At 73.1% G+C, this 20,088-nt stretch carries 14 protein-coding genes and 1 pseudogene; 9 read left to right on the top strand and 6 right to left on the bottom strand.

The window, feature by feature from the left end; genetic code table 11:
• The 3 genes and pseudogenes from G3I42_RS25660 to G3I42_RS38485 form a co-directional block, all read left to right on the top strand.
• A partial coding sequence (locus tag G3I42_RS25660) for a hypothetical protein (RefSeq protein ID WP_164289735.1) occupies positions 1 to 906 on the top strand: 906 nt, incomplete at its 5' end.
• A 58-nt stretch (positions 907 to 964) separates the two neighbouring features.
• Positions 965 to 1,912: an aldo/keto reductase gene (locus G3I42_RS25655; protein WP_164289734.1), complete on the top strand. Its 948-nt coding sequence runs from the start codon at positions 965 to 967 to the stop codon at positions 1,910 to 1,912.
• A gap of 26 nt (positions 1,913 to 1,938) precedes the next feature.
• Positions 1,939 to 2,281, top strand: a pseudogene (locus G3I42_RS38485) (MerR family transcriptional regulator).
• 98 nt (positions 2,282 to 2,379) lie between these two features.
• On the opposite strand, the gene G3I42_RS25645 reads toward G3I42_RS38485, so the two are convergent.
• Positions 2,380 to 3,894 carry a hypothetical protein gene (locus G3I42_RS25645; protein WP_164289733.1) on the bottom strand — a complete coding sequence of 505 codons (1,515 nt, stop codon included), beginning with the start codon at positions 3,892 to 3,894 and terminating at the stop codon, positions 2,380 to 2,382.
• Between the two features lie 186 nt (positions 3,895 to 4,080).
• Between G3I42_RS25645 and G3I42_RS25640 the strand changes: the two genes are divergently transcribed.
• Together G3I42_RS25640 and G3I42_RS25635 are read left to right on the top strand one after the other, a co-directional pair.
• On the top strand, positions 4,081 to 4,620 hold the full coding sequence (locus G3I42_RS25640) for a WcaF family extracellular polysaccharide biosynthesis acetyltransferase (RefSeq protein ID WP_164289731.1): 540 nt from the start codon (positions 4,081 to 4,083) through the stop codon (positions 4,618 to 4,620).
• Complete coding sequence (locus tag G3I42_RS25635) at positions 4,617 to 5,729, top strand: glycosyltransferase (RefSeq protein WP_164289729.1); 1,113 nt, start codon at positions 4,617 to 4,619, stop codon at positions 5,727 to 5,729. The genes G3I42_RS25640 and G3I42_RS25635 overlap by 4 nt, the downstream gene beginning before the upstream one ends.
• Positions 5,730 to 5,799: 70 nt before the next feature.
• Here G3I42_RS25635 and G3I42_RS25630 read toward each other — a convergent pair whose 3' ends face one another.
• The 3 genes from G3I42_RS25630 to gmd all read right to left on the bottom strand — a co-directional run bounded on the left by G3I42_RS25630 (position 5,800) and on the right by gmd (position 10,710).
• Positions 5,800 to 6,504 (bottom strand): hypothetical protein, encoded by a 705-nt coding sequence (locus G3I42_RS25630; RefSeq protein ID WP_164289727.1) that lies wholly within the window; start codon positions 6,502 to 6,504, stop codon positions 5,800 to 5,802.
• Positions 6,505 to 6,729: 225 nt separating this feature from the next.
• Entirely contained in the window at positions 6,730 to 9,465 is a 2,736-nt protein-coding gene (locus G3I42_RS25625; RefSeq protein WP_239096670.1) for a LamG-like jellyroll fold domain-containing protein, read from the bottom strand.
• A 231-nt stretch (positions 9,466 to 9,696) separates the two neighbouring features.
• Complete coding sequence (gene gmd / locus G3I42_RS25620; RefSeq protein WP_164289725.1) at positions 9,697 to 10,710, bottom strand: GDP-mannose 4,6-dehydratase; 1,014 nt, start codon at positions 10,708 to 10,710, stop codon at positions 9,697 to 9,699.
• A 200-nt stretch (positions 10,711 to 10,910) separates the two neighbouring features.
• Between gmd and G3I42_RS25615 the strand changes: the two genes are divergently transcribed.
• Positions 10,911 to 11,852 carry a GDP-L-fucose synthase gene (locus G3I42_RS25615; protein WP_203607338.1) on the top strand — a complete coding sequence of 314 codons (942 nt, stop codon included), beginning with the start codon at positions 10,911 to 10,913 and terminating at the stop codon, positions 11,850 to 11,852.
• 58 nt (positions 11,853 to 11,910) lie between these two features.
• Here G3I42_RS25615 and G3I42_RS25610 read toward each other — a convergent pair whose 3' ends face one another.
• Complete coding sequence (locus G3I42_RS25610; RefSeq protein ID WP_239096669.1) at positions 11,911 to 13,380, bottom strand: sugar transferase; 1,470 nt, start codon at positions 13,378 to 13,380, stop codon at positions 11,911 to 11,913.
• Between the two features lie 398 nt (positions 13,381 to 13,778).
• Between G3I42_RS25610 and G3I42_RS25605 the strand changes: the two genes are divergently transcribed.
• A complete protein-coding gene (locus G3I42_RS25605) occupies positions 13,779 to 15,374 on the top strand; it encodes a glycoside hydrolase family 71 protein (RefSeq protein WP_343244665.1) in 1,596 nt (531 codons plus the stop codon).
• 126 nt (positions 15,375 to 15,500) lie between these two features.
• Positions 15,501 to 17,408, top strand: a complete 1,908-nt coding sequence (locus tag G3I42_RS25600; RefSeq protein ID WP_164289723.1) for an ABC transporter ATP-binding protein — start codon at positions 15,501 to 15,503, stop codon at positions 17,406 to 17,408.
• 602 nt (positions 17,409 to 18,010) lie between these two features.
• On the opposite strand, the gene gndA is transcribed toward G3I42_RS25600, so the two are convergent.
• The gene (gene gndA, locus G3I42_RS25595; protein WP_164289721.1) at positions 18,011 to 19,450 is read right to left on the bottom strand and encodes an NADP-dependent phosphogluconate dehydrogenase; all 1,440 of its coding nucleotides are present in this window, start codon (positions 19,448 to 19,450) and stop codon (positions 18,011 to 18,013) included.
• Between the two features lie 265 nt (positions 19,451 to 19,715).
• On the opposite strand from gndA, the gene G3I42_RS25590 reads away from it, so the two are divergent.
• Positions 19,716 to 20,088 (top strand): transglycosylase family protein (locus G3I42_RS25590; protein ID WP_164289719.1); only part of this gene is annotated, 373 nt, incomplete at its 3' end.

The raw sequence follows: 20,088 nt of genomic DNA, 5'->3' as shown, positions 1-20,088 counted from the left end.
GCCGTCCTGCCGCTCGCGCTGCTCCAGGACGGGCTGCGCTACTCCTTCTCCGCGCTGCGCGTCCCGCACCGCGCGCTCGCCGCCGACACCCTGCGCCTCGTGTGCGTCGTGCCCGCGCTCGCCCTCCAGCCGCACCACGCGGGCCCCGCCCGCATGGTCCTGGCCTGGGGCCTGTCGGCGATCCCCGCGCTGCTCCTCGCGCTCGCGCTGCTGCGCCCGTACGTGCGCGACACCCGCGCCCGCCTGGCCACCTACTTCGGGCGCGGCCACCTCGGGCGGCGCTTCGTCGTCGAGTTCGCCGTCGGCAACGCCTCCAGCCAGCTCGCCGTCCTCGGCCTCGGCCTCTTCGCGAACCCGCTCGCGGTCGGCGCGCTGCGCGGCGCGACGACCCTGTTCGGGCCGCTCAACGTCCTCTTCAACTCCGTCAACGCCTTCGGCCCGCCGATCCTCGGCCGCTTCGGCGGCCGTCGCGCCACCGCCCGCGCCGCGGCCCTGCTCGGCGTCGTGCTCGGCTGCGTCGCGCTCGGCTGGGCGCTGCTCCTGTACGCGCTCCCCGCGAGCGCGGGCAAGCACCTGCTCGGCGCCACGTGGGAGGCGACGGCGAAGCTCCTGCCCGCGACGGGGAGCCAGTACGCCGTCATGGCGCTCGGCACCTGCGCGCTCGTCACCCTGCGCGTCCTCAGCCCCCGCGCGACGCTCTCCCTCCAGGTCGTCTTCTCGCTCCTCTCGGTCGCCTTCATGCTCGGCGGCTACGCCCTCGTGGGCGTCCAGGGCGCCGCCTGGGGACTCGCGCTCGGCTCCGCGCTCAAGGCGGTCGGCGCCTGGAACCGCGTACGCCGGCTCCCCGAGCACCCGCCCGCGGCGGCCCCGGACCCGGACGACCGGCAGGAGACCGCCCCGGCCTGACCGCGCGGACGCCCGTGCGCCGCGCGGACTTGACCTGGAGCGCGCTCCAGATCCGAGCATGGCGGCCATGGATCACGACGAACCCGGAATCATCCTCGGCACCATGGACTTCGGCACGCGCGTCGACCGCGCGCGTGCCTTCAACCTCCTCGACGCCTTCGTCGCCGGGGGCGGCGTCTGGCTCGACACCGCGAACTGCTACTCCTTCTGGTCCGACCCGAGCGGCCTGGGCGGCGCGAGCGAGCGGGTCATCGGGGCCTGGCTCAAGGCCCGCCCCGGAGTCCGCGACAGCGTCCGCATCGCCACGAAGGTCCGGCAGAACCCCCTCGTGGCGCACGCGTGGCCGAAGAGCGCGGAGGGGCTCTCGGCGCGCGCGGTACGGGAGGGCGTCGCGGCGAGCCTCGCACGCCTCGGCACCGACCACGTCGACCTGCTGTGGGCGCACGCGGAGGACCGCTCCGTGCCGCTGGCGGAGACCGTGGGCGTCTTCGGCGAACTGGTGGCGCGCGGCACGGCGTCGCGGATCGGCGCCGCGAACCACGCCGCCTGGCGCGTGGAGCGGGCCCGCGCGCTCGCCCGGGACCAGGGGGTGGAGCCCTGGACCGCGCTGCAACTGCGCCACTCGCTCCTCCAGCCACGCCCCCTCACGCCCCTCGCCGAGGCGGGCCACCGCCTGCTCGCGGCCGAGGACCTGGACCTCGCGCGCGAGGAGGGGCTGGCCGTGTGGGCGTACAGCGCCCTGCTGTGGGGTTCCTACGAGCGGGCGGACAAGCCGCTCCCCGCCACCTACGATCATCCCGGGACCGGCCGGGTGCTCGCGGTCCTGGACGAGCTCGCGCGCGGCCTCGGCGTCACCCGCAACCAGGTCGTGCTGGCCTGGCTGCGGCGGCAGGGGATCGCGCCGATCGTCGGTGTGAGCCGCCCCGAGCACGTCGAACAGGCGCTCGCGGCGCGCGACGTACGCCTCGACGACGCGGCGACGGCCCGTTTCGCCGCGGCGCGGTAGCCCCACGTCCCTTCCAGGAGGCCCGCATGACGACCCTCACCCCGGCCGCCGCCGTCGCGCGCACCGGCGTCCCGCTCGACACCCTGCGCTACTACGAGCGCGAGGGACTCATCGGCCCGATCCGGCGCTCGGGCGGCGGGCACCGGGAGTACACCGAGGACGACGTCTTCTGGATCGGCCTCGTCACGTGCTTCCGCGACGCCGGGCTCGGCATCGCGGACCTTCGCGAGTTCGTCGCCATGCTGCGCGCCGAGCACCCGGCGGAGGACCGCGTCGGCTTCCTGCGCACGCGCCGCGCTGGAGGAGCGGGTCGAGGCGCTGCGCCGGGCGATCGGCGTCCTGGACGACAAGATCACGTACTACAGCTGAGCGGGCGCCGGGAACCGTTCCCGGCGCCCGCGCGCTTCAGCCCCGTACCTCAGCCGCGCGCCTCACCCGCGCCCGCGCCCCCACCCTCGGGGGGCGCCTCACTTCATCCACGCCCGTCCGTCGCTGCGCCGCGTCGAGATGAGTGCCACGCACACCGCCGCGATCGCGACGCGGCCCGTCGCCTGGAGCAGGGGGCCGCGCAGCAGGATGAAGGAGTAGCCGGCGACGAGCGGTACGAGGACGGAGACGAGCGCCCCCGAGGGGGTCCGGCGCACTGCCCGGCGTGCGTAGCGCCTGTCGACGCGCGCCGCGAGGAAGCCGACGCCGAGGAGGCCGCCGAAGACGCCGAGCGGACCGAAGTCGATCCACAACTCGGCCCACACGGGCGAGGACAGGTTGGTGTTCTTGTTGTCCATCCACTCGCCGACGATGACGCCCGTGTCCTTCGGCTTGCTGTTCCACACCGAGCGCGGCACCGCGAAGAACACGTCCCCGAGCAACTGGAGGCCGAAGGTGTGGCCCTCGCCGGAGTGCACGTACGTGATGGTGTTGGAGAACATCGCCGTCTGGTCGTAGTCCTTGAGCGCGAGCGGCTCCAGGATCGACGTCGTCTGCATCGGCTTGTAGTTCTTCTCGTCGTAGCGGAAGCGGTCCGCGAAGGGGAAGACGACGAGTGCCACGACGACCCCGAGGCTCAGCGCCGAGCGGTACATCGCCGCGCTGCGCGGGAAAACCGTGAACAGCAGCGAGAACATCACTGTGAGGAACCAGTAGCGCGGGTTCGATATCGGGTTGTTCACGACGCAGTTCAGGAGCGCGAGCGCGAGCCACGTCGCGAGGATCACCGGGGAGCGCCTGGCCCGCTTCGAGGTCACGACCCACCGCGTGTAGATGAGCAGCGAGAGCAGCGCCGGCACGGTGCCGAGGCCGCGCAGGATCGCCTGCCCCGCCTGCGAGCCGTCCTGCGAGAGCCCCGCGTCCTCGATGCCCGCGATGATCTCCTGACGGCTGCTGAAGAAGACGGCCGGGCCGCCCAGTTTCTGCACGAACAGCGCGCTCGCCACGAAGGAGAAGAGCACGAGCGCGTACAGCCGCCTGCGGTGCACGAGCCGCAGCGCGTTCTCGTCGCGTCCGGGCCGCTCCGGGCGGGTACGGCCCAGGAGCGCGCCCAGGTCGAAGGCGATGCACCCGGCGAGGACCAGTGCCGTCGCCTCGACGAGGTCCCCGCGCGCGCCCACCACGACGGTCGGGGTCTGCCCCAGGACGACCTGCGCGAGCGGGGCGACGCCCATCGCCATGTAGACGAAGAGCCAGAAGGAGCCCTGGAGCAGCTTCCGCTTGTTGGTGAGGATCATCGCGGAGAGCCGCGCGCCGGAGTAGACGGTGAGCGCGAGTTGCAGCCAGAAGACGGCGTCCTTGATCCCCGCGCCGGTCTGCGCGCACACCCACAGCGGGAAGAACACGGCGAGCCCGAGCACCAGGGGCACCGAGAGGGCGCGCGAGAGCAGGGTGCGCGGGGAGGTCGGCTTCCCCCACTCCGCGTCCACCGGGCCCGGGACGGGCTGCGGCCTGTCCTCGACGCGCGTCCCGGCCTGCTCCGTGCCTGTCGCCATCCAGCGACCCCCGCCCCAACTCGTGCCCCGACCACGGCCGGTGGTCACCGGTCCGCGCCACTCGTCCGGTACGACGACCGGAAGAGATCCCCCGCGGCAGTCTACCGACGCTCGTCGGTCACCTTGAGTCAACCATTAGGCTGAGCACCGAGGGCGCCAGGGGAGGCGCCGGTGGGGGTTACACACATGCGCAATCTCCCGGCCTTCACGCTGGCCGGTTACGACAAGGGACGCGGAAAACTCGTCCAGGCCCTGTGGTTCGCCGTCATGAACACGGTCTTCATGGCGTGGTTCACACCGGCCCGGGTCCGCACCATGCTGCTGCGCGCCTTCGGCGCGAAGATCGGCGAGGGAGTGCTCATCCGGCACCGGGTGCGCGTCCTGTGGCCGTGGAAGCTGGAGATAGGCGACCACACCTGGATAGGCGAGGGCGCCTTCCTGCTCAACCTGGAGCCCATCCGGATCGGCGCCCACGTCTGCGTCTCGCAGGAGGCCATGATCTGCACGGGCAGCCACGACCACCGCAAGGCCGACTTCCGCTACCGCAACGCCCCGATCACCGTCGAGGACGGCGCCTGGGTCGCCACCCGCGCCACGGTCCTCGCGGGCGTCACGGTCGGCGCCCAGTCCGTCGTCGCGGCCGGCACGGTGCTCACCCGCGACCTGCCCGCCCTGACCCTGCACGCCGTCGACGGCAGCCGCAGGCCCGTACCGGAGCCCGTATGAGAGTCCTGCACGCCGTCACGCTGCACAGCCCCACGCACGCCTTCGGCGGCCCGGTCCGTGTCGCGCTCAACCTCGCGAAGGGCCTCAAGGAGCGCGGCCACGAGGCCGGTCTCCTCGCGCTCGGCGACGGCTTCGACAGCGCCCTGCCCACCGATGTTGAGGGCGTGCCCGCGCGCCTCTACCAGGCCCGCAGGCTCGCCCCGCTCGGCTTCAGCGGCATCACCTCGCCCGCGCTGCTCGGCTCCGCGCGCCGCCTGGTGCGCGAGGCGGACGTCGTCCACGTGCACCTCGCGCGCGACCTCGTGACCCTCCCGGTCGCCCTCGCCGCGCTGCGCGCCGGGCGCCCGCTCGTGCTCCAGACGCACGGCATGGTCGACCCCAGCGGCAAAGCGCTCGCGAAGGTGCTCGACGCGCTCGCCGTGCGCCGCCTGCTGCGCGGCGCGGGCGCCGTGCTCTACCTGACGGAGCACGAACGCGCGGGGCTCGACGCCGTCGTCGGCGCCCCGCCGCTCGCCCAGGCGGTACGGCTCGTCAACGGCGTCCCGGCGCAGGAACCCCGTACGCCGTGGGACGGCACCGCGCCGCACCTCGTGTACGCCGCCCGGCTCCAGGCCCGCAAACGGCCCACCGACTTCGTCGCCGCGATCCCGGAACTCCTCGCCGCGCACCCGAACGCCCGCTTCACGGTGGCGGGGCCCGACGAGGGCGAACTCGATGCCGTCCGCGCCCTCGTGGACAGCCTCGGGCTGCGCGACAAGGTCGCCCTGCCCGGACCGCTGAGCGGCGAGGACATGCTCCGCACGCTGCGCGAGGCCACCGTCTACGTCCTCCCGGCCGTCGACGAACCCTTCCCGATGTCCGTGCTCGAAGCCCTCTCGGTCGGCACCCCCGCGGTCGTCACGACCTCGAACGGCCTCGCCAAGGACATCGCGCGCGCGGGCGCGGGCCGCGTCGTCACGACGGCGGACGGGCTCGCCCCCGCCATCGCCGACCTCCTCGACCCGGCCCACCACGTGGCGGCCTCCCGCGCCGCGCACGCCCTCGCGGGCGAGACCTTCGCGATGGACGCGGTCGTGGACCGGCTCCTGACCGTGTACGAGGGCCTGTAGCGGGCGGACACGGGGACGGGGCGGCGCTACGCGCGTACCGCAGCCCCGTCCCCGTGTCCGGGAGTCCCGCTCAGACGGGCAGCCAGGCGTAGCAGCCCTGCGAGACGAACTTCTCCGTACCGGCCGGGATCTTCGCCGTCACCTTCTCGGGCTTCGTGCCCTGCGGCGGCCCCGCGGCGAGCGACGTGCCGCCCGCGCCGAGCGCCTGCCACGTGCACGTGCTCGCGTCCGCCGTGAGCGCGCGGTACGTGCCGGGCGACGGGTTCTTCCTCGTGCCCTCCGTGAAGCCCTGCCGGGCCCGGTCCAGGAGCGGCTGCTGCTCGGGGCAGAGCTGGCCGATGGCGGCGACCGCGTCGGGGATCTCGCCCGCGATGAGCGCGCCCACGGCGGCGTCCTTGTCGTGCGAGGCCGTCAGCTTCAGCCGGTCGCACGCCTCCTGCCCGGTCTGGAGCACGGCGGCGGGGTCCATGTTCTTGGGCACCCGGCCGCTGAGGTACTTCTTCTCCTTCTGCGTGAAGGAACCCGTCGCGGGCTTGAGCTTGTCGTCCGACTCGACGGGCCCGCTCGGCTTCGCCTCCTTCGCGGCCTCGTTGCGGGCCGGGGCCTTGGAGCCCGAGGGACTCGGCGAGGCGGCGGCCGACGACGGGGCCAGCGGCTGCCCGGCGGTCGAGTCGCCCTTGTCCCCGTCGTCCGAGGAACCGCAGGCGCTCAGCGCGAGCAGCGCCGTGCCGAGCACGAGCGCGCCCGCGAGGGGCCGGCGAGTGGTGGTGCGCATGGAACTACTCCTGTACGGAAGGGACGGGGGATACGGGCGCGGGGCCGGACCCTGTGAAGGCGTCCGGCCCCGCGTGCGTCAGCCGATCCGGGACTACGGTGCGCGCCGAAGGGAGCGCGCCGGTGTCGAGACGCCCGTCGCGCGCAGGTCACGAGGAACGAGTGACCGAGCACGTCGGGGGGCTCGACACCGGCTGGGGCGCTCCCGGAGGCGTAGCCGCCGCGATCAGTCAGCCGCGCCGAAGGTCAGGACGAGCTGCGGGGTCTGGGCTCCCGCGCTCGCCTCGCTCGACCACAGCCACAGCGGGTCGGTGCCCTCGCTCGTCATCGCCATGCTGTACTCGCCGCCGAGCGCCGCCTTCATCGCGCTCGTGTCGAGCAGCGCCGAGTACACCGTCGAGCCCTCGGTCGCGCCGCTCAGCGTGCCGAGCGTCGTGTTCCCGAGCGCGGGCTTGTTCTTGTACGTGACGCCCGCCTCCGTCCAGTCCCCGGTGACCGGCTGGATGCGCTGGTCGTCGGCCGAACCGGCGCCGGACTGCGTGGACGTCTTCACCGCGAGCCGCGCGCTCTTGAGCACGGTCCCGGCGGGCGCCTTCGGCAGGGTGAAGCGCAGGTAGCTCTCGTACGCGGAGGTGCCGCGCACGGCGAGCGAGCTGGACGAGCCGTAGTTGGTGCTCGGCGCGCCCGCGTTGGCGTAGGCGTCCTCGCTCGCCGTCACCTTGACGATGGTGTCGGCCGGCGCGGGGTTGGTCGCGAGCTGGTAGTGGCTGTTGACCTGCTCGGGCGTCAGCGCCTTGTCGTAGACGGCCGTCTCGTCGATCTGGCCGTTGAAGAACTGGCTGGAGGGGGCCTCGGGCCAGCCGCTGATGTTGTCGCCGCCGACGTGCCAGTACCCGGAGTACGCCTGGTTGCCCGTGACGTCGTTGCTCTCCTGGAGCTTGCCGTCCACGTACAGCTTCATGCCGGAGCCGTCCTGCGTACCGACGGCGTGGTGCCACTTGCCGTCGTTGAGGCCCGCGCTGGAGGCGACGGTCTTCGGCATGCCCGGGTGGGCGCCGAAGACGACCTTCCCGGAGTCGGTCATGTACAGGTGCTTGTCGTAGTTGCCGCTGCCCCGGGTGCCCGTCTGGTCACCGAAGCCGAGCAGCTTCCCGCCCTGCGTCGTGGTCGTCTTGAACCACGTCTCCAGCGTGTACGCGCCCTTGATGGTCGTCCGGCGGTCGGAGTTGACCTGCTGGTTCGTCCCGTTGAGGCTCAGCGCCTTCGAGTCGTTCAGGACGCCCGCGGCGGAGCCCGTCGACGGCGCGTTGCGGCCGAGGCCGTGCAGGTCGCCGGAGGAGAGGTCGCCGACGAAGGGGCCGCTCGTCTCGTCGTAGCGCCAGTACATCGACGCGCCGTCGTCGAGGACCGCGTTCGGGTACGCCTGCGCGCTCTCTGGCACGGTCACGCTGACCGCGTTCGACTGCGCGCTCGTGTTCCCGGCCGCGTCGGTGGCGGTGACCCGGTACGTGTAGGTCTCGCCCGCCTTCGCGGTGGTGTCCGTGAAGGAGAGCTGAGGACGCGACCACTCCAGCGAGTCGCCCGTCATGGTGTGGATCGGCGTGGCCGAGCCGTTGCGGTACACCTTGTACGTCAGGCGGCTGTCGTCGAGGTCGAGCCCCGTACGCCACCGCACCTGCACCGCGCCGGGCTTGACGCTCGCCGCGCTGGCCTGCGGCGCGCCCGGCGCCCCGGTGTCGGGCCCGGTCGCGAAGCGGGTCAGGCCCTGCGCCGCACCGCCGTTGACGGTGGTGAACTCGCCGCCGACCCACAGGTACTTCGTCGAGCCGCTGCCGGATATGGACATCGCGCGCGGGCCGATGCCCTCGCCGAGCCCGTCGTTGGTGTCCGGCATCCAGCCGAGCTTGTGCACGTCGTCCACCGGCTGCGCGAGCAGGTGGTGGCGGCGCCCGTCGGGGAACTCGTCGACGCTGGAGCAGTCGTGCGCGTGCGAGGCGCTGTAGAGCACGCCGTCGTAGGGGAGCACCGACTGCGTGGCGCCGAGGCACGTGTCGCGCCAGCGCTGCGCGTAGGTGTCGAGATCGACGGCGATCCGGCCGTCGAAGACGCCGCCGCCCGTGCCCTCGTTGCCAGTGTAGAACCCGGTGCCGTCCGTCGCGATCGACTTCACGACCGAGTTCTGCGGCACGAAGTTGCCGGGGTAGGTCTTGACGTTGGCGCCGGTCGTCGCGTCGACCACGCCGAGCGCGTGCGAGTCCGCGCCGTTGACCGTGAAGAAGTCCCCGCCGAGCAGGACGTGCTTGTGGTCGGGCGTGACCGCGATGGCCCGGCCCGGCTGGTCCGCGTCGGCCTGCCAGGGCAGCACCGCGCCCGTGGTGCCGTTCACCGCGGCGAAGCGCTTGTGGGACTGGCCGCCCACGCTGGTGAAGTCGCCGCCCGCGTAGACCGTGTTCCCGGAGACCGCGAGGGCCCGGACGGTCGCGGGGAAGCTCGCCTTGAAGTCCGTCTTCGGCTTGCACGTCGCGACGTCGATCGCGGCGAGGCTGCTCGCGGCGACCCCGTTGACCGCGCCGAAGTAACCACCGACGTACAGCGTCTTGCCGTCCTCGGAGACCGCCATCGAGCGCACCGTGGCGGTGCCGCTCGCGACGGTGAAGGAGAGGTCGCAGTCGATGGGCGCGCCCGTCGCCGCGTCCATCGCGGCGAAGTTCACCGCGCTCTTCGCCGTCCCGGCCTGCCCGTCCGGCGGGCGCACCTGCGAGAACGTACCGCCGACGAAGACCGTGTCACCGGACTGGGCGAGCGCCCAGACGATGCCGTTGGTCTGCCAGGTCGGCAGGTCGTCCGCGGTGAAGGCGACCGGCGCGGTGACCGCGGCGGCCTGGGGGGCGGCGAGCGCCCCCAGCCCCATGACGGAAGCGGAGAGGACAAGGGCAGCGGAGAGCCCCTTGGATCTTTGCATCTATCCCCCAAGGCGTTGGGCCCGGCAAGCGGCCTGCTCTGGCCGAAGTGGTCGTATCTTCGCAGGAGATACTCAGTCACATGAGCCCGGGGTGCCCTCTCATGGGGCTTCCTTGACCTGATTGGTATGAAAGAAGCGCAAGGTCCCCCGGGAAAGCGGTTGTCCCGGGGGACCCTCGTGCGTCAGGGGCGCCTGCCACCCCTCGCGGTGTCCGAAGTGTCCCTTCCCGCCTCAGCGGTCGATGCGCACCGTCGCGCCCGCGAGCTGGTCCTCCACCTGGCGCACATCGGCGTCGACCATGATCCGCGCCAGCTCCTCGACGAGCACCGTCGGCTTCCAGCCGAGCAGTTCGCGCGCCTTGCTCGCGTCGCCGATGAGCGCGTCCACCTCGCTCGGGCGCTCGTACTTGGCGTCGTAGCGCACGTGCGCGTTCCAGTCGAGCCCGGCGTGCGCGAACGCGGTCTCGGTGAACTGGCGGACCGTGGCGGGCACCCCGGTGGCCACGACGTAGTCGGTGGGCTCGTCGTGCTGGAGCATCCGCCACATCGCCTCGACGTACTCGGGCGCGAAGCCCCAGTCCCGGACCGCGTCGAGGTTGCCGAGGTACAGGTGCTCCTGGAGCCCGGCCTTGATCCGGGCCACGGCGCGGGTGATCTTGCGGGTCACGAAGGTCTCGCCGCGGCGCGGGGACTCGTGGTTGAAGAGGATGCCGTTGACCGCGAACATGTCGTACGCCTCGCGGTAGTTGACCGTCGCCCAGTAGGCGTAGACCTTCGCGGCGCCGTAGGGGCTGCGCGGGTGGAAGGGCGTCCCCTCGTTCTGCGGCGGCGGGGTGGCGCCGAACATCTCCGAGGAGCTGGCCTGGTAGATGCGGGTGTCCACGCCCGAGGCGCGGATCGCCTCCAGGAGCCGCAGCGCGCCGAGGCCCGTCACGTCGCCCGTGTACAGCGGGGCGTCGAAGGAGACGCGGACGTGCGACTGGGCGCCGAGGTTGTAGACCTCGTCGGGGCGTATCTCACGCAGCAGGTTCACGAGCGCGACGCCGTCGCTGAGGTCCGCGTGGTGCAGCACGAGGCGGCGGTCGTCCTCCTGCGGGCCCTGGTAGATGTGGTCGATGCGCTCGGTGTTGAAGCTCGACGAGCGGCGCAGCAGTCCGTGCACCTCGTAGCCCTTGGCGAGCAGCAGCTCCGCCAGGTACGAGCCGTCCTGCCCGGTGATGCCGGTGATCAGCGCGGTCTTGCTCATGGGTGGGTCCCCTCCTGAACCGGCCGGCCGGAGGGGCCGCCTTGGTGGTTCTGACTCTTGCTGTTGCTGTTGCTGTTGCTGTGGTTGAGGCTGTGGGCGCGGTCGGGGCCGCGCTGGTTCTGTTGTGTTCTGTCATGGTCCGCGCGGAAAAGTACCGCCCGGCTGCCCGCGACGCCGCTTGTCCTGGCATGATCCGGTCCATGACGCAATCGCAGCTCCTGCCCGAGCGGGCCCGGATATTCGTCGCCGGCCACCGCGGCCTCGTGGGCTCCGCCGTCGCCCGCCGACTCGGCGCCGACGGCCACGAGGTGCTCACCAGGACCCGTACCGAACTCGACCTGCGCGACGCCGCCGCGACGGCCGCGTACCTCAAGGAGACCCGCCCCGACGCGGTCGTGCTCGCCGCCGCCAAGGTCGGCGGGATCATGGCGAACTCGACCTACCCCGTGCAGTTCCTGGAGGAGAACCTCCAGATCCAGCTCTCGGTCATCGCGGGCGCCCACGCCGCCGGGGTCGAGCGCCTGCTCTTCCTCGGCTCCTCGTGCATCTACCCCAAGCACGCCCCGCAGCCCATCCACGAGGACGCGCTGCTGACCGGGCCGCTGGAGCCGACGAACCAGGCGTACGCGCTCGCGAAGATCGCCGGGATCACGCAGGTGCAGTCCTACCGGAGCCAGTACGGCGCCGCGTACATCTCGGCGATGCCGACGAACCTCTACGGGCCGGGCGACAACTTCGACCTGGAGACCTCGCACGTCCTGCCCGCCCTCGTGCGCCGCTTCCACGAGGCGAGGGCGGAGGGTCGCGAGGAGGTCGTGCTGTGGGGCTCGGGCAGCCCGCGCCGCGAGTTCCTGCACGTCGACGACCTCGCCGCCGCCTGCGCCCTGCTCCTGCGCTCCTACGACGGTGCCGAGCCCGTCAACGTCGGCTGCGGCGAGGACCTGACGATCCGCGAGCTGGCCGAGACGGTCCGCGACGTCGTCGGCTACGAGGGCCGCATCGCCTGGGACACGAGCAAGCCCGACGGCACCCCGCGCAAGCTGCTCGACATCTCGCGGCTCGCCTCGCTCGGCTGGAAGCCGCGCATCGCGCTGCGCGAGGGCATCGCCGGTACGTACGAGGCGTGGCGCGCGACGCTCTGAGACGGTGCCCGCGGGGCGCGGCGCGCCGGGACTCGTCCCCCCGGCGGCCCGCCCCCGGTCAGTACGCACCGCGACCGTCGACGACGGCGCGGAGCGTACGGGCCATGACGTCCACGTCGCTCGTGAACGACCAGTTGTCGACGTAGCTCAGGTCGAGCGCCACCGTCTCGTCCCAGGACAGGTCCGAGCGCCCGCTGATCTGCCAGAGCCCCGTCATCCCGGGGCGCACCGCGAGGCGGCGGCGCTCGGTCTCCGAGTACGTGGCGACCTCGTCCGGCAGCGGCGGGCGCGGCCCCACGAGGGACATCTGCCCGGTCACGACGTTGAGGAGCTGGGGCAGTTCGTCGAGCGAGGTGCGCCGCAGGAGGCGCCCGACGCGGGTGACGCGCGGGTCCCTGCGCATCTTGAACATCGCGCCGTCGTTCTCGTTCTCGCTCGCCAGCGCTTCCTTCATCTTGTCGGCGCCGACCTTCATCGAGCGGAACTTCCACATCATGAACGGCACGCCGTTCTGCCCGACGCGCTCGCTGCGGTAGAAGACCGGGCCGCGCGAGGTGAGCTTGATGGCGAGCGCGATCCCGAGCAGGAGCGGCGAGACGACGGCGATCCCGAGCACGGCGAGCACGCGGTCCAGGACCGCCTTGAGCACCGGCTGCATGCCGCGCCGTACGGGCGGCGCGATGCGCAGCAGCGCCATCCCGGCGGCCGAGGTCGTCTCGACGCGCTTCGGCGCGACCTCGACGAGCCCGGGGGCGACGGCGAGTTCGAGGCCCGCGTCGTGCAGCCCCCACGACAACTGCCGCAGCCGTGCCCCGGACATGACACGTCCGGCGGCGACGAGGACCAGGTCGACGCGGAGTTCGGCGGAGGCGGCGAGCACGAGCGTCGTGTCCGCCCCCGGCGCGGTCTCGGCCTCGTCGGGCAGCCGCGCCGCGAGCCTGAGGCCCGCGTCGAGCGGCGCGGAGCCGAGCGCGACGACGCCGACGACGACGTACGGGTGGTTGGTGTGCCCCGCCAGGTGCCCGGCGACCGATTCCACGGCGGAGGGCTCACCGAGCAGGAGCACCCGCACGACACCCTGCGCGGCCCTGCGGGTCTTGGCGAGGTGGCGGAAGGTCAGTTTGCGGCAGGCGAGCGTGAGCAAGAGGGCGGGCACGAGCGCGCCGAGGCTCACGAGCTGGCCGTGGTGGAGATCGGCCGCCACGTAGACGAAGGCGAGCACGCCGAGCAGGATCAGCCAGTCGTGCAGGACGGGCAGCGCCCCGCGTGACTCGCCGATCGCGCGGCGCGCGTACCGCTGCCGGAACGCCTGCACGAGCAGCCAGGCCGCCGCGGCGACGGCTGCGCTGATCAGCGGGTGCCGCTGGCCGTGGTGACGGAACAGCAGAGCGACCGGTACGGCCGTACCGGCAGTGTCGACGAAGAGCGCCATCGGCTGGTACCAGCGCGGCTTGCTGCCCGGGGGCAGCCCCCTGGGCAGCCGGCTGACAGCGGACGCACTGGTCTCAGGCGACTGGACATGCCACATGTACCCCCCCGGCACGTGTTGACGAACCACGACCCATCGGCCGAATCCCCGAACGGCGAACAAGTGTGGCAAGGGAGAACACTAAGCCACGCAATGGGCCGTGTGTACCTCCGTTTACAGGAAAGTCCGCATCCGGTGACCCGCGGTTAACCCCCCGTTGCGGGGGTGACGGCAGGGCGTGCCGGTATCTGTTCGCGCGGGTGTTCGTTGAGCGAACGAAGTGGCTCCAGTATGCCCGAGCTGTGCGAAGGGGTGTACGGCGGGCGAGCTTGATCACCTTTGGCCGGAAGTGACGTGAGTGGCCGAGTTTCGGCCTCTTGTTGTGGGATGGCGTTCGATCCGCTGTACTACTGGCGCCCGTACCACCACTGCCGACGCCGCCCGTACCGCGGGCGCCCGTGACCGAGGGGGACAGCGTGCCGCTGCCGCCGCACCGCCGCATCCCGCCGGTACGCCGCCTGCGGCTGCCGCTCGCCGTCCTGCTCGGGCTCGCCCTGCTCGGCCTCGTCGCCGGGACCGGGCTCGCCCTCGGGGGCAGGGACGGCGGCCAACAGGCCGCCGCCGCACGCCCGCTGCCCCAGGGCGCGGCGGCCTCACCGCTGCCGAAGGCCGTCCGCCCCGCCGCCGAGGCGCTGCCCTTCGACCTCCCGGCGGTCGAGACCCTGCACGCGAGCGGCAAGAAGGTCTACGCCCACTACTTCACGCCCTACCCGCTCTCGCTCGACAACCAGGCCCCCGGCGCCGACTACTACGCCCGCAACTACCTGCGGCCCGAGGGCGAGAGCGGCAAGCACGCCGCGTACGGCGGCCTGCTGCGCGACCGGCCGCGCCCCGTCGCGCCGGGCGGGAGCGACTGGCAGCAGGCCAACATGGAGCAGGAGGTGCGGACGGCGCGCGACGCCGGGCTCGACGGCTTCACCGTCGACCTCCTCTCGCTCTCCGGGCCCAACTGGGACCGCGTCAAGCTCCTCATGGCGGCGGCCCACGCGGTCGACCCCGGCTTCCGGGTCGTCCTCATGCCCGACATGGTCGCCCTCGCCGGCACCGGCCCCGGCACGCTCGCCGCCCGCCTCGCCGAACTCGCCGCCTCGCCCGCCGCCGGGCGCTTCGCCGACGGCCGCCTCGTCGTCTCGCCGTTCAAGGCCGAGGCGAAGGAACCCGGCTGGTGGCGCCAGGTCCTCGACACCCTCCGGACGCGGCACGGCACCGACGCCGCCCTCCTGCCCGTCTTCCTGGACTTCCCCGCCAACGCCGCGCGCTTCGCGCCCCTCAGCGAGGGCTTCAGCGAGTGGGGCAACCGCAGCTACACGGCGCAGGGCGGCGCCGCGGCCGATGTCGCGCGCGCCAAGGACCTCGGCAAGCTGTGGATGCAGCCCGTCTCGGTCCAGGACGCGCGGCCCAACCAGGGCATCTACGACGAGGCGGGCAACACCGCCACGCTGCGCGCGAGCTGGCAGGCCGCCATCGACACGGACGCCGACTGGGTCCAGCTCACGACCTGGAACGACTACAGCGAGGGCACCCAGTTCGCGCCCTCGCTCCACAACGGCTACACCTACCTCGACCTCTCCTCGTACTACCTGACCCGCTTCAAGACGGGGGACTGGCCGAAGATCGTCCGCGACACCGTGTACGTCACATCCCGCACCCAGTTCGCCGCCGCCTCGCCCGCCCAGGGAGCCGCGAAGACGATGCGGCTGCGCGGCAACTCCGCCCCGGCCCGCGACACCGTCGAAGCGCTCGCCTTCCTCAGCGCCCCCGCCGCCGTCCGCGTCCTCCAGGACGGGGCCACGAAGGAGGAGCGCCTCAACACCGGCGTCCACCCCCTTGTCGTCCCGCTTCGCACCGGCACGGCGACCGGCGAGATCTGGCGCGACGGCACCCGCACGGCCTCGGTCCGCACCGAGTACCCGGTCGAGGCGAAGCCGAAGGTCCAGGACCTCCAGTACTACGGCGTGTCCTCGGGGCGGACGGGGACGACGGCGGGGGACTGAGCGGGGCGGGAACGCGGGGGTGGCTGCTTCCGGGCGCGGGGGCCGGCTGCGCGGGGGCCGGCCTCTCCCGCGAACGCCCCGGCGGCACTTGACCTCAACATTGCTTGAGCTTCTAGCGTCCCGTGCATGAGCCTCGACATGACCGCCTGGTCCCAACTCCAGGCATTCCGCCAGGAACAGGCCGCCCGCCCCCTCGCCCGCGCGACCCTGCGCCGTATCACCGCCTTCGCCCGGCCCCGCCGCCGCGCGCTGCTCGCCTACCTGCTCACCGGCATCGGTGCCGCCTTCCTCACGGTCGCGACCCCGCTCCTCGCGGGCGACGTCGTCGACACGATCGGCTCGGGCGGCGCCCGAGCCCGCGTCGTCACCCTCGCCGGGCTCATCGCGCTCGCCGCGCTCGCCGAGGCGGCGCTCACCCTCGTCGGCCGCCGCCTGTCCGCGACGATCGGCGAAGGACTCATCCTCGACCTGCGCACCGCGGTCTTCGACCACGTCCAGAAACTGCCCGTGGCCTTCTTCACGCGCACGCGCACCGGAGCACTCGTCAGCCGTCTCAACAACGACGTCATCGGCGCCCAGCGCGCCTTCAGCAGCACCCTCTCCGGGATCGCCACCAACCTCGTCACACTTCTGCTGACCCTCGCCGTCATGCTCGCGCTCTCGTGGCGGATCACGCTCCTCGCCCTCGTCCTCCTGCCCGTCTTCGTCGTCCCCGCGCGCCGCACGGGCCGCCGCATGGCCGCGCTCAGCCGCGAGGCGGCCGAGCACAACGCCGCGATGGGCTCCCGTATGACGGAGCGTTTCTCCGCCCCCGGCGCGACGCTCGTCAAGCTGTACGGGGACCCGCGCGCCGAGTCGGCCGAGTTCGCCGCGCGCGCCGCCCGCGTCCGCGACATCGGTGTGCGCGTCGCCATGACGCAGACCGTCTTCCTGACGCTCCTGACCCTCGTCTCCGCGCTCGCGCTCGCCCTCGTCTACGGGCTCGGCGGCTCCCTCGCGCTCGCCGGGAGCCTCGACACGGGCACCGTCGTCTCGCTCGCCCTCCTCCTCACCCGCCTCTACACCCCGCTCACCGCGCTCGCCGGGGCCCGCGTCGAGATCATGGGCGCGCTCGTGAGCTTCGAGCGCGTCTTCGAAGTCCTCGACCTCGTCCCGCTCGTGCGCGAGCGCCCCGGTGCGAAGGACGTCCCCGAGGGCCCCGTCGGCATCGCCTTCGAGGACGTCCGCTTCGCCTACCCGGCCGCCGACGCCGTCTCGCTCGCCTCGCTCGAAGAGGTCGCGACGCTCGACGACCGGGGCGGCGAGGAAGTCCTGCACGGCGTCAGCTTCCGCGCCGAGCCCGGCCAGACCGTCGCCCTCGTCGGCCCCTCGGGCGCGGGGAAATCCACGCTCGCCCAGCTCCTGCCGCGCCTGTACGACGCCGACGCGGGCGCCGTGCGGGTCGGCGGCGTGGACGTACGGGAGCTGAGCGCCGCCTCGCTGCGGGCCACCGTCGGCATGGTCACGCAGGACGGGCACCTCTTCCACGACACGGTCCGCGCCAACCTCCTCGTCGCCCGCCCCGCGGCGAGCGAGCCGGAGGTGTGGGAGGCGCTGCGCCGGGCCCGTGTCGACGCCCTCGTGGCGCGCCTCCCGGACGGTCTCGACACCGTCGTCGGCGAGCGCGGCTACCGGCTCTCGGGCGGCGAACGCCAACGCCTGACACTCGCCCGCCTCCTCCTCGCGGGCCAGCGTGTCGTCATCCTCGACGAGGCGACCGCGCACCTCGACAACTCCTCCGAGGCCGCCGTCCGCGAAGCACTCGCCGAAGCCCTCGCGGACCGCACGGCCCTCGTCATCGCCCACCGCCTGAGCACGATCCGCGCCGCCGACCTCATCCTCGTCGTCGAGGACGGCCGCATCACGGAACGCGGCACCCACGAGGAACTCCTGGCCCTCGGCGGGCGGTACACGGCGCTGCACGAGGCGCGGGTGACGGAGGCCGACAGCGGGGAGGGCGGAAGCGCCAAGGAGGTGGGCGTGGCGGTGGGGTGACGGCGCCCCGGGCGGCGGCGGCTTCCGGTACGGGCGGCGGGGTCCGGCGGCTGGGCCATCCGGACCAGGGGGGCCGCGTGGCCGCGACGCGGGTGGGTAGGCGGGGGAGGACTCCGAAAGCCGCAGTCGTCACAGGCCGGAAGGAGACCCGTCATGACCGTCATCGCTCCGGGCAGCGTCCCGGGCACGGAGCCGGGGTTCACGAGCCCGCCCGATCCCATGCCGCCCGCGCCGACACCGGGCCCCACCCCCACGCCGCCGGACCCCGTACCCGACCCCGAACCGCCGCGCCCGACCCCGCCTCCCGGCCCGGGCCCCTCGCCCACGCCCGACCCCGTACCGCCGTCCCCGACGCCGGTCCCCGGGCCGGGTCCCGGTGTCCCCGACCCGCAGCCGCAACCGCCGCTCCCGGGCCCGGCCCCGTCCCCCGTGCCACCGTCCCCGGGTCCCGACCCGGAGCCCCAGCCGGGACCGGTGTAAGCCACCGGACGGGGGAGCCGCGACCGGGCACCCACGGCGAAGGGCGGCCTCCCTCGCGGACGGCCGCCCTTGCCGCTTCACTCCTGCCGCGGGCTCAGCGCCTCCGGCTCACCGGCGCCCCGTCAGGACTCCACCTCCGAGCGGTCCCCGCCCCACAGCGTGTGGAACGTGCCCTCGCGGTCGACGCGCTGGTACGTGTGCGCACCGAAGTAGTCCCGCTGGGCCTGCGTCAGCGCCGCCGGGAGCCGGGGGGCGCGCAGCGCGTCGTAGTACGCGAGCGCTGTCGAGAAGCCGGGTGTCGCGACGCCCTGCCGTACCGCCGTCTGGATGACGTCCCGCCAGTCGCCCTGCGCTCCCTCCACCTCGCTCGCGAACGCCGGGTCAGAGAGCAGGCTCGGCAGCTCGGGCTGCTTGGCGTAGGCGGCCGTGATGCGGTCGAGGAAAGCGGCGCGGATGATGCACCCGGCGCGCCAGATCGAGGCGACCGCGCCGAGGTCGATGTCCCAGTCGTACTCGGCGCTGCCCGCCGCGATCTCGTGGAAGCCCTGCGTGTACGAGACGATCTTCGAGGCGTAGAGCGCCTGCTCCACCTGGTCCGCGAAGCGTGCCGCCTCGGCCTCCTCCAGGGGCTTCGGCGTCGGCCCGCTCAAGTGCCCCGAAGCCCCGCGCAGCGCCGTGTGCCCGGAGAGGCTGCGCGCGAACACCGCCTCCGCGATCCCCGAGACGGGCACGCCGAGGTCGAGCGCGATCTGCACCGTCCACCGCCCCGTCCCCTTCTGCTCCGCCGCGTCGGCGACGACGTCCACGAAGGGCTTCCCCGTCCTCGGGTCGGCGTGCTTGAGCACCTCGGCGGTGATCTCGATGAGGTAGGAGTCGAGGCGGCCCGTGTTCCACGTGCGGAAGACGTCGGCGATGCGCGCGGGCGAGTACCCCGCGACGTCGCGCAGCAGCTGGTACGCCTCCCCGATGAGCTGCATGTCGGCGTACTCGATGCCGTTGTGCACCATCTTGACGAAGTGCCCCGCGCCGTCCGGACCGATGTGCGTCACACAGGGCGCGCCGTCCTCGGCCTTCGCGGCGATCTTCTCCAGCATCGGGCCGAGCGACGCGTACGACTCCTTCGAGCCGCCGGGCATGATGCTCGGCCCGTTGAGCGCGCCCTCCTCGCCGCCCGAGATGCCGGTCCCGACGAAGTGGATGCCCCGCTCGCGCAGCGCGCGCTCGCGGCGGCGGGTGTCGGCGAAGTGGGCGTTGCCGCCGTCGACGATCATGTCGCCCTCTTCGAGGAGCGGGGCGAACTCGTCGATCACCGCGTCCGTCGCCTCGCCCGCCTTGACCATGACGACGAGCCGCCGGGGCCGCTCCAGCGCCGCCACGAACTCCTCGGCGCTCTCGGTGGGCACGAAGGAGCCCTCCTCGCCGAACTCCTCGACGAGGGCGTGGGTCTTCGCCGCGGTGCGGTTGTGCAGGGCGACGGTGTAGCCGTGCCGCGCGAAATTGCGGGCCAGGTTGCGGCCCATGACCGCGAGTCCGGTCACGCCGATCTGTGCGGAAGCGCTCATGCGTGTCACTCCTTGTCACTGCCCGGCGCGGCCGCCGGTGTCAGGCGTCACAACACCGATTCGCACACAAGTATGTCCGCGCCGGGCCGGAATCTCCTGGGGAAGGGGGCGCCGCCGGTCGCGACCACCGTGCGGCGGCCCGCTCGCGGCCCGCCGCGCGTCCGCTGCGAGGCCCCTCCTGAGCTGCGTCTTGTCCCGAACCGCTTGTCGCGCAGGGTGTACGCCCCTTAACTTTGCGGAGCTGCCGTCGTACGAGGGAGTCCTCATGGCGTTACGTGGCCGTCACCGGCGTCCCCAGCCGCCCCGCATCCAGCGCGCCTCGCTCACCGTCACGGCGGGCGGTGCGGGTCTCGCCCTGCCGCTCGTCGCCGCGGGCGGGGCCACCGCCGCCACCGAACAGACCTGGGACAAGGTCGCCCGCTGCGAGTCCGGCGGCGACTGGGACATCAACACGGGGAACGGCTTCTACGGCGGGCTCCAGTTCACCACCAGCACGTGGAAGGCGTTCGGCGGCAGCGCGTACGCCGCGCGCGCCGACCAGGCGACGCGCGCCGAGCAGATCGTCGTCGCCGAGAAGGTGCTCAGGAGCCAGGGGCCCAACGCCTGGCCCACCTGCGGCCCGCGCGCCGGGCTCGCGC

Source organism: Streptomyces sp. SID11385 (genome assembly GCF_010548245.1).
GTDB lineage: Bacteria > Actinomycetota > Actinomycetes > Streptomycetales > Streptomycetaceae > Streptomyces.
The sequence above is the reverse complement of the archived record's forward strand: the minus strand, read 5'-3'. Positions and strand labels throughout refer to the sequence as shown.

Excerpts from the sequence above, each read along its gene's own strand:
- G3I42_RS25655 (WP_164289734.1), top strand. The coding sequence starts at position 965 with ATGGCGGCCATGGATCACGACGAACCCGGAATCATCCTCGGCACCATG.
- G3I42_RS25645 (WP_164289733.1), bottom strand. The coding sequence starts at position 3,894 with ATGGCGACAGGCACGGAGCAGGCCGGGACGCGCGTCGAGGACAGGCCG.
- G3I42_RS25640 (WP_164289731.1), top strand. The coding sequence starts at position 4,081 with ATGCGCAATCTCCCGGCCTTCACGCTGGCCGGTTACGACAAGGGACGC.
- G3I42_RS25635 (WP_164289729.1), top strand. The coding sequence starts at position 4,617 with ATGAGAGTCCTGCACGCCGTCACGCTGCACAGCCCCACGCACGCCTTC.
- G3I42_RS25630 (WP_164289727.1), bottom strand. The coding sequence starts at position 6,504 with ATGCGCACCACCACTCGCCGGCCCCTCGCGGGCGCGCTCGTGCTCGGC.
- G3I42_RS25625 (WP_239096670.1), bottom strand. The coding sequence starts at position 9,465 with ATGCAAAGATCCAAGGGGCTCTCCGCTGCCCTTGTCCTCTCCGCTTCC.
- gmd (WP_164289725.1), bottom strand. The coding sequence starts at position 10,710 with ATGAGCAAGACCGCGCTGATCACCGGCATCACCGGGCAGGACGGCTCG.
- G3I42_RS25615 (WP_203607338.1), top strand. The coding sequence starts at position 10,911 with ATGACGCAATCGCAGCTCCTGCCCGAGCGGGCCCGGATATTCGTCGCC.
- G3I42_RS25610 (WP_239096669.1), bottom strand. The coding sequence starts at position 13,380 with ATGTGGCATGTCCAGTCGCCTGAGACCAGTGCGTCCGCTGTCAGCCGG.
- G3I42_RS25600 (WP_164289723.1), top strand. The coding sequence starts at position 15,501 with ATGAGCCTCGACATGACCGCCTGGTCCCAACTCCAGGCATTCCGCCAG.
- gndA (WP_164289721.1), bottom strand. The coding sequence starts at position 19,450 with ATGAGCGCTTCCGCACAGATCGGCGTGACCGGACTCGCGGTCATGGGC.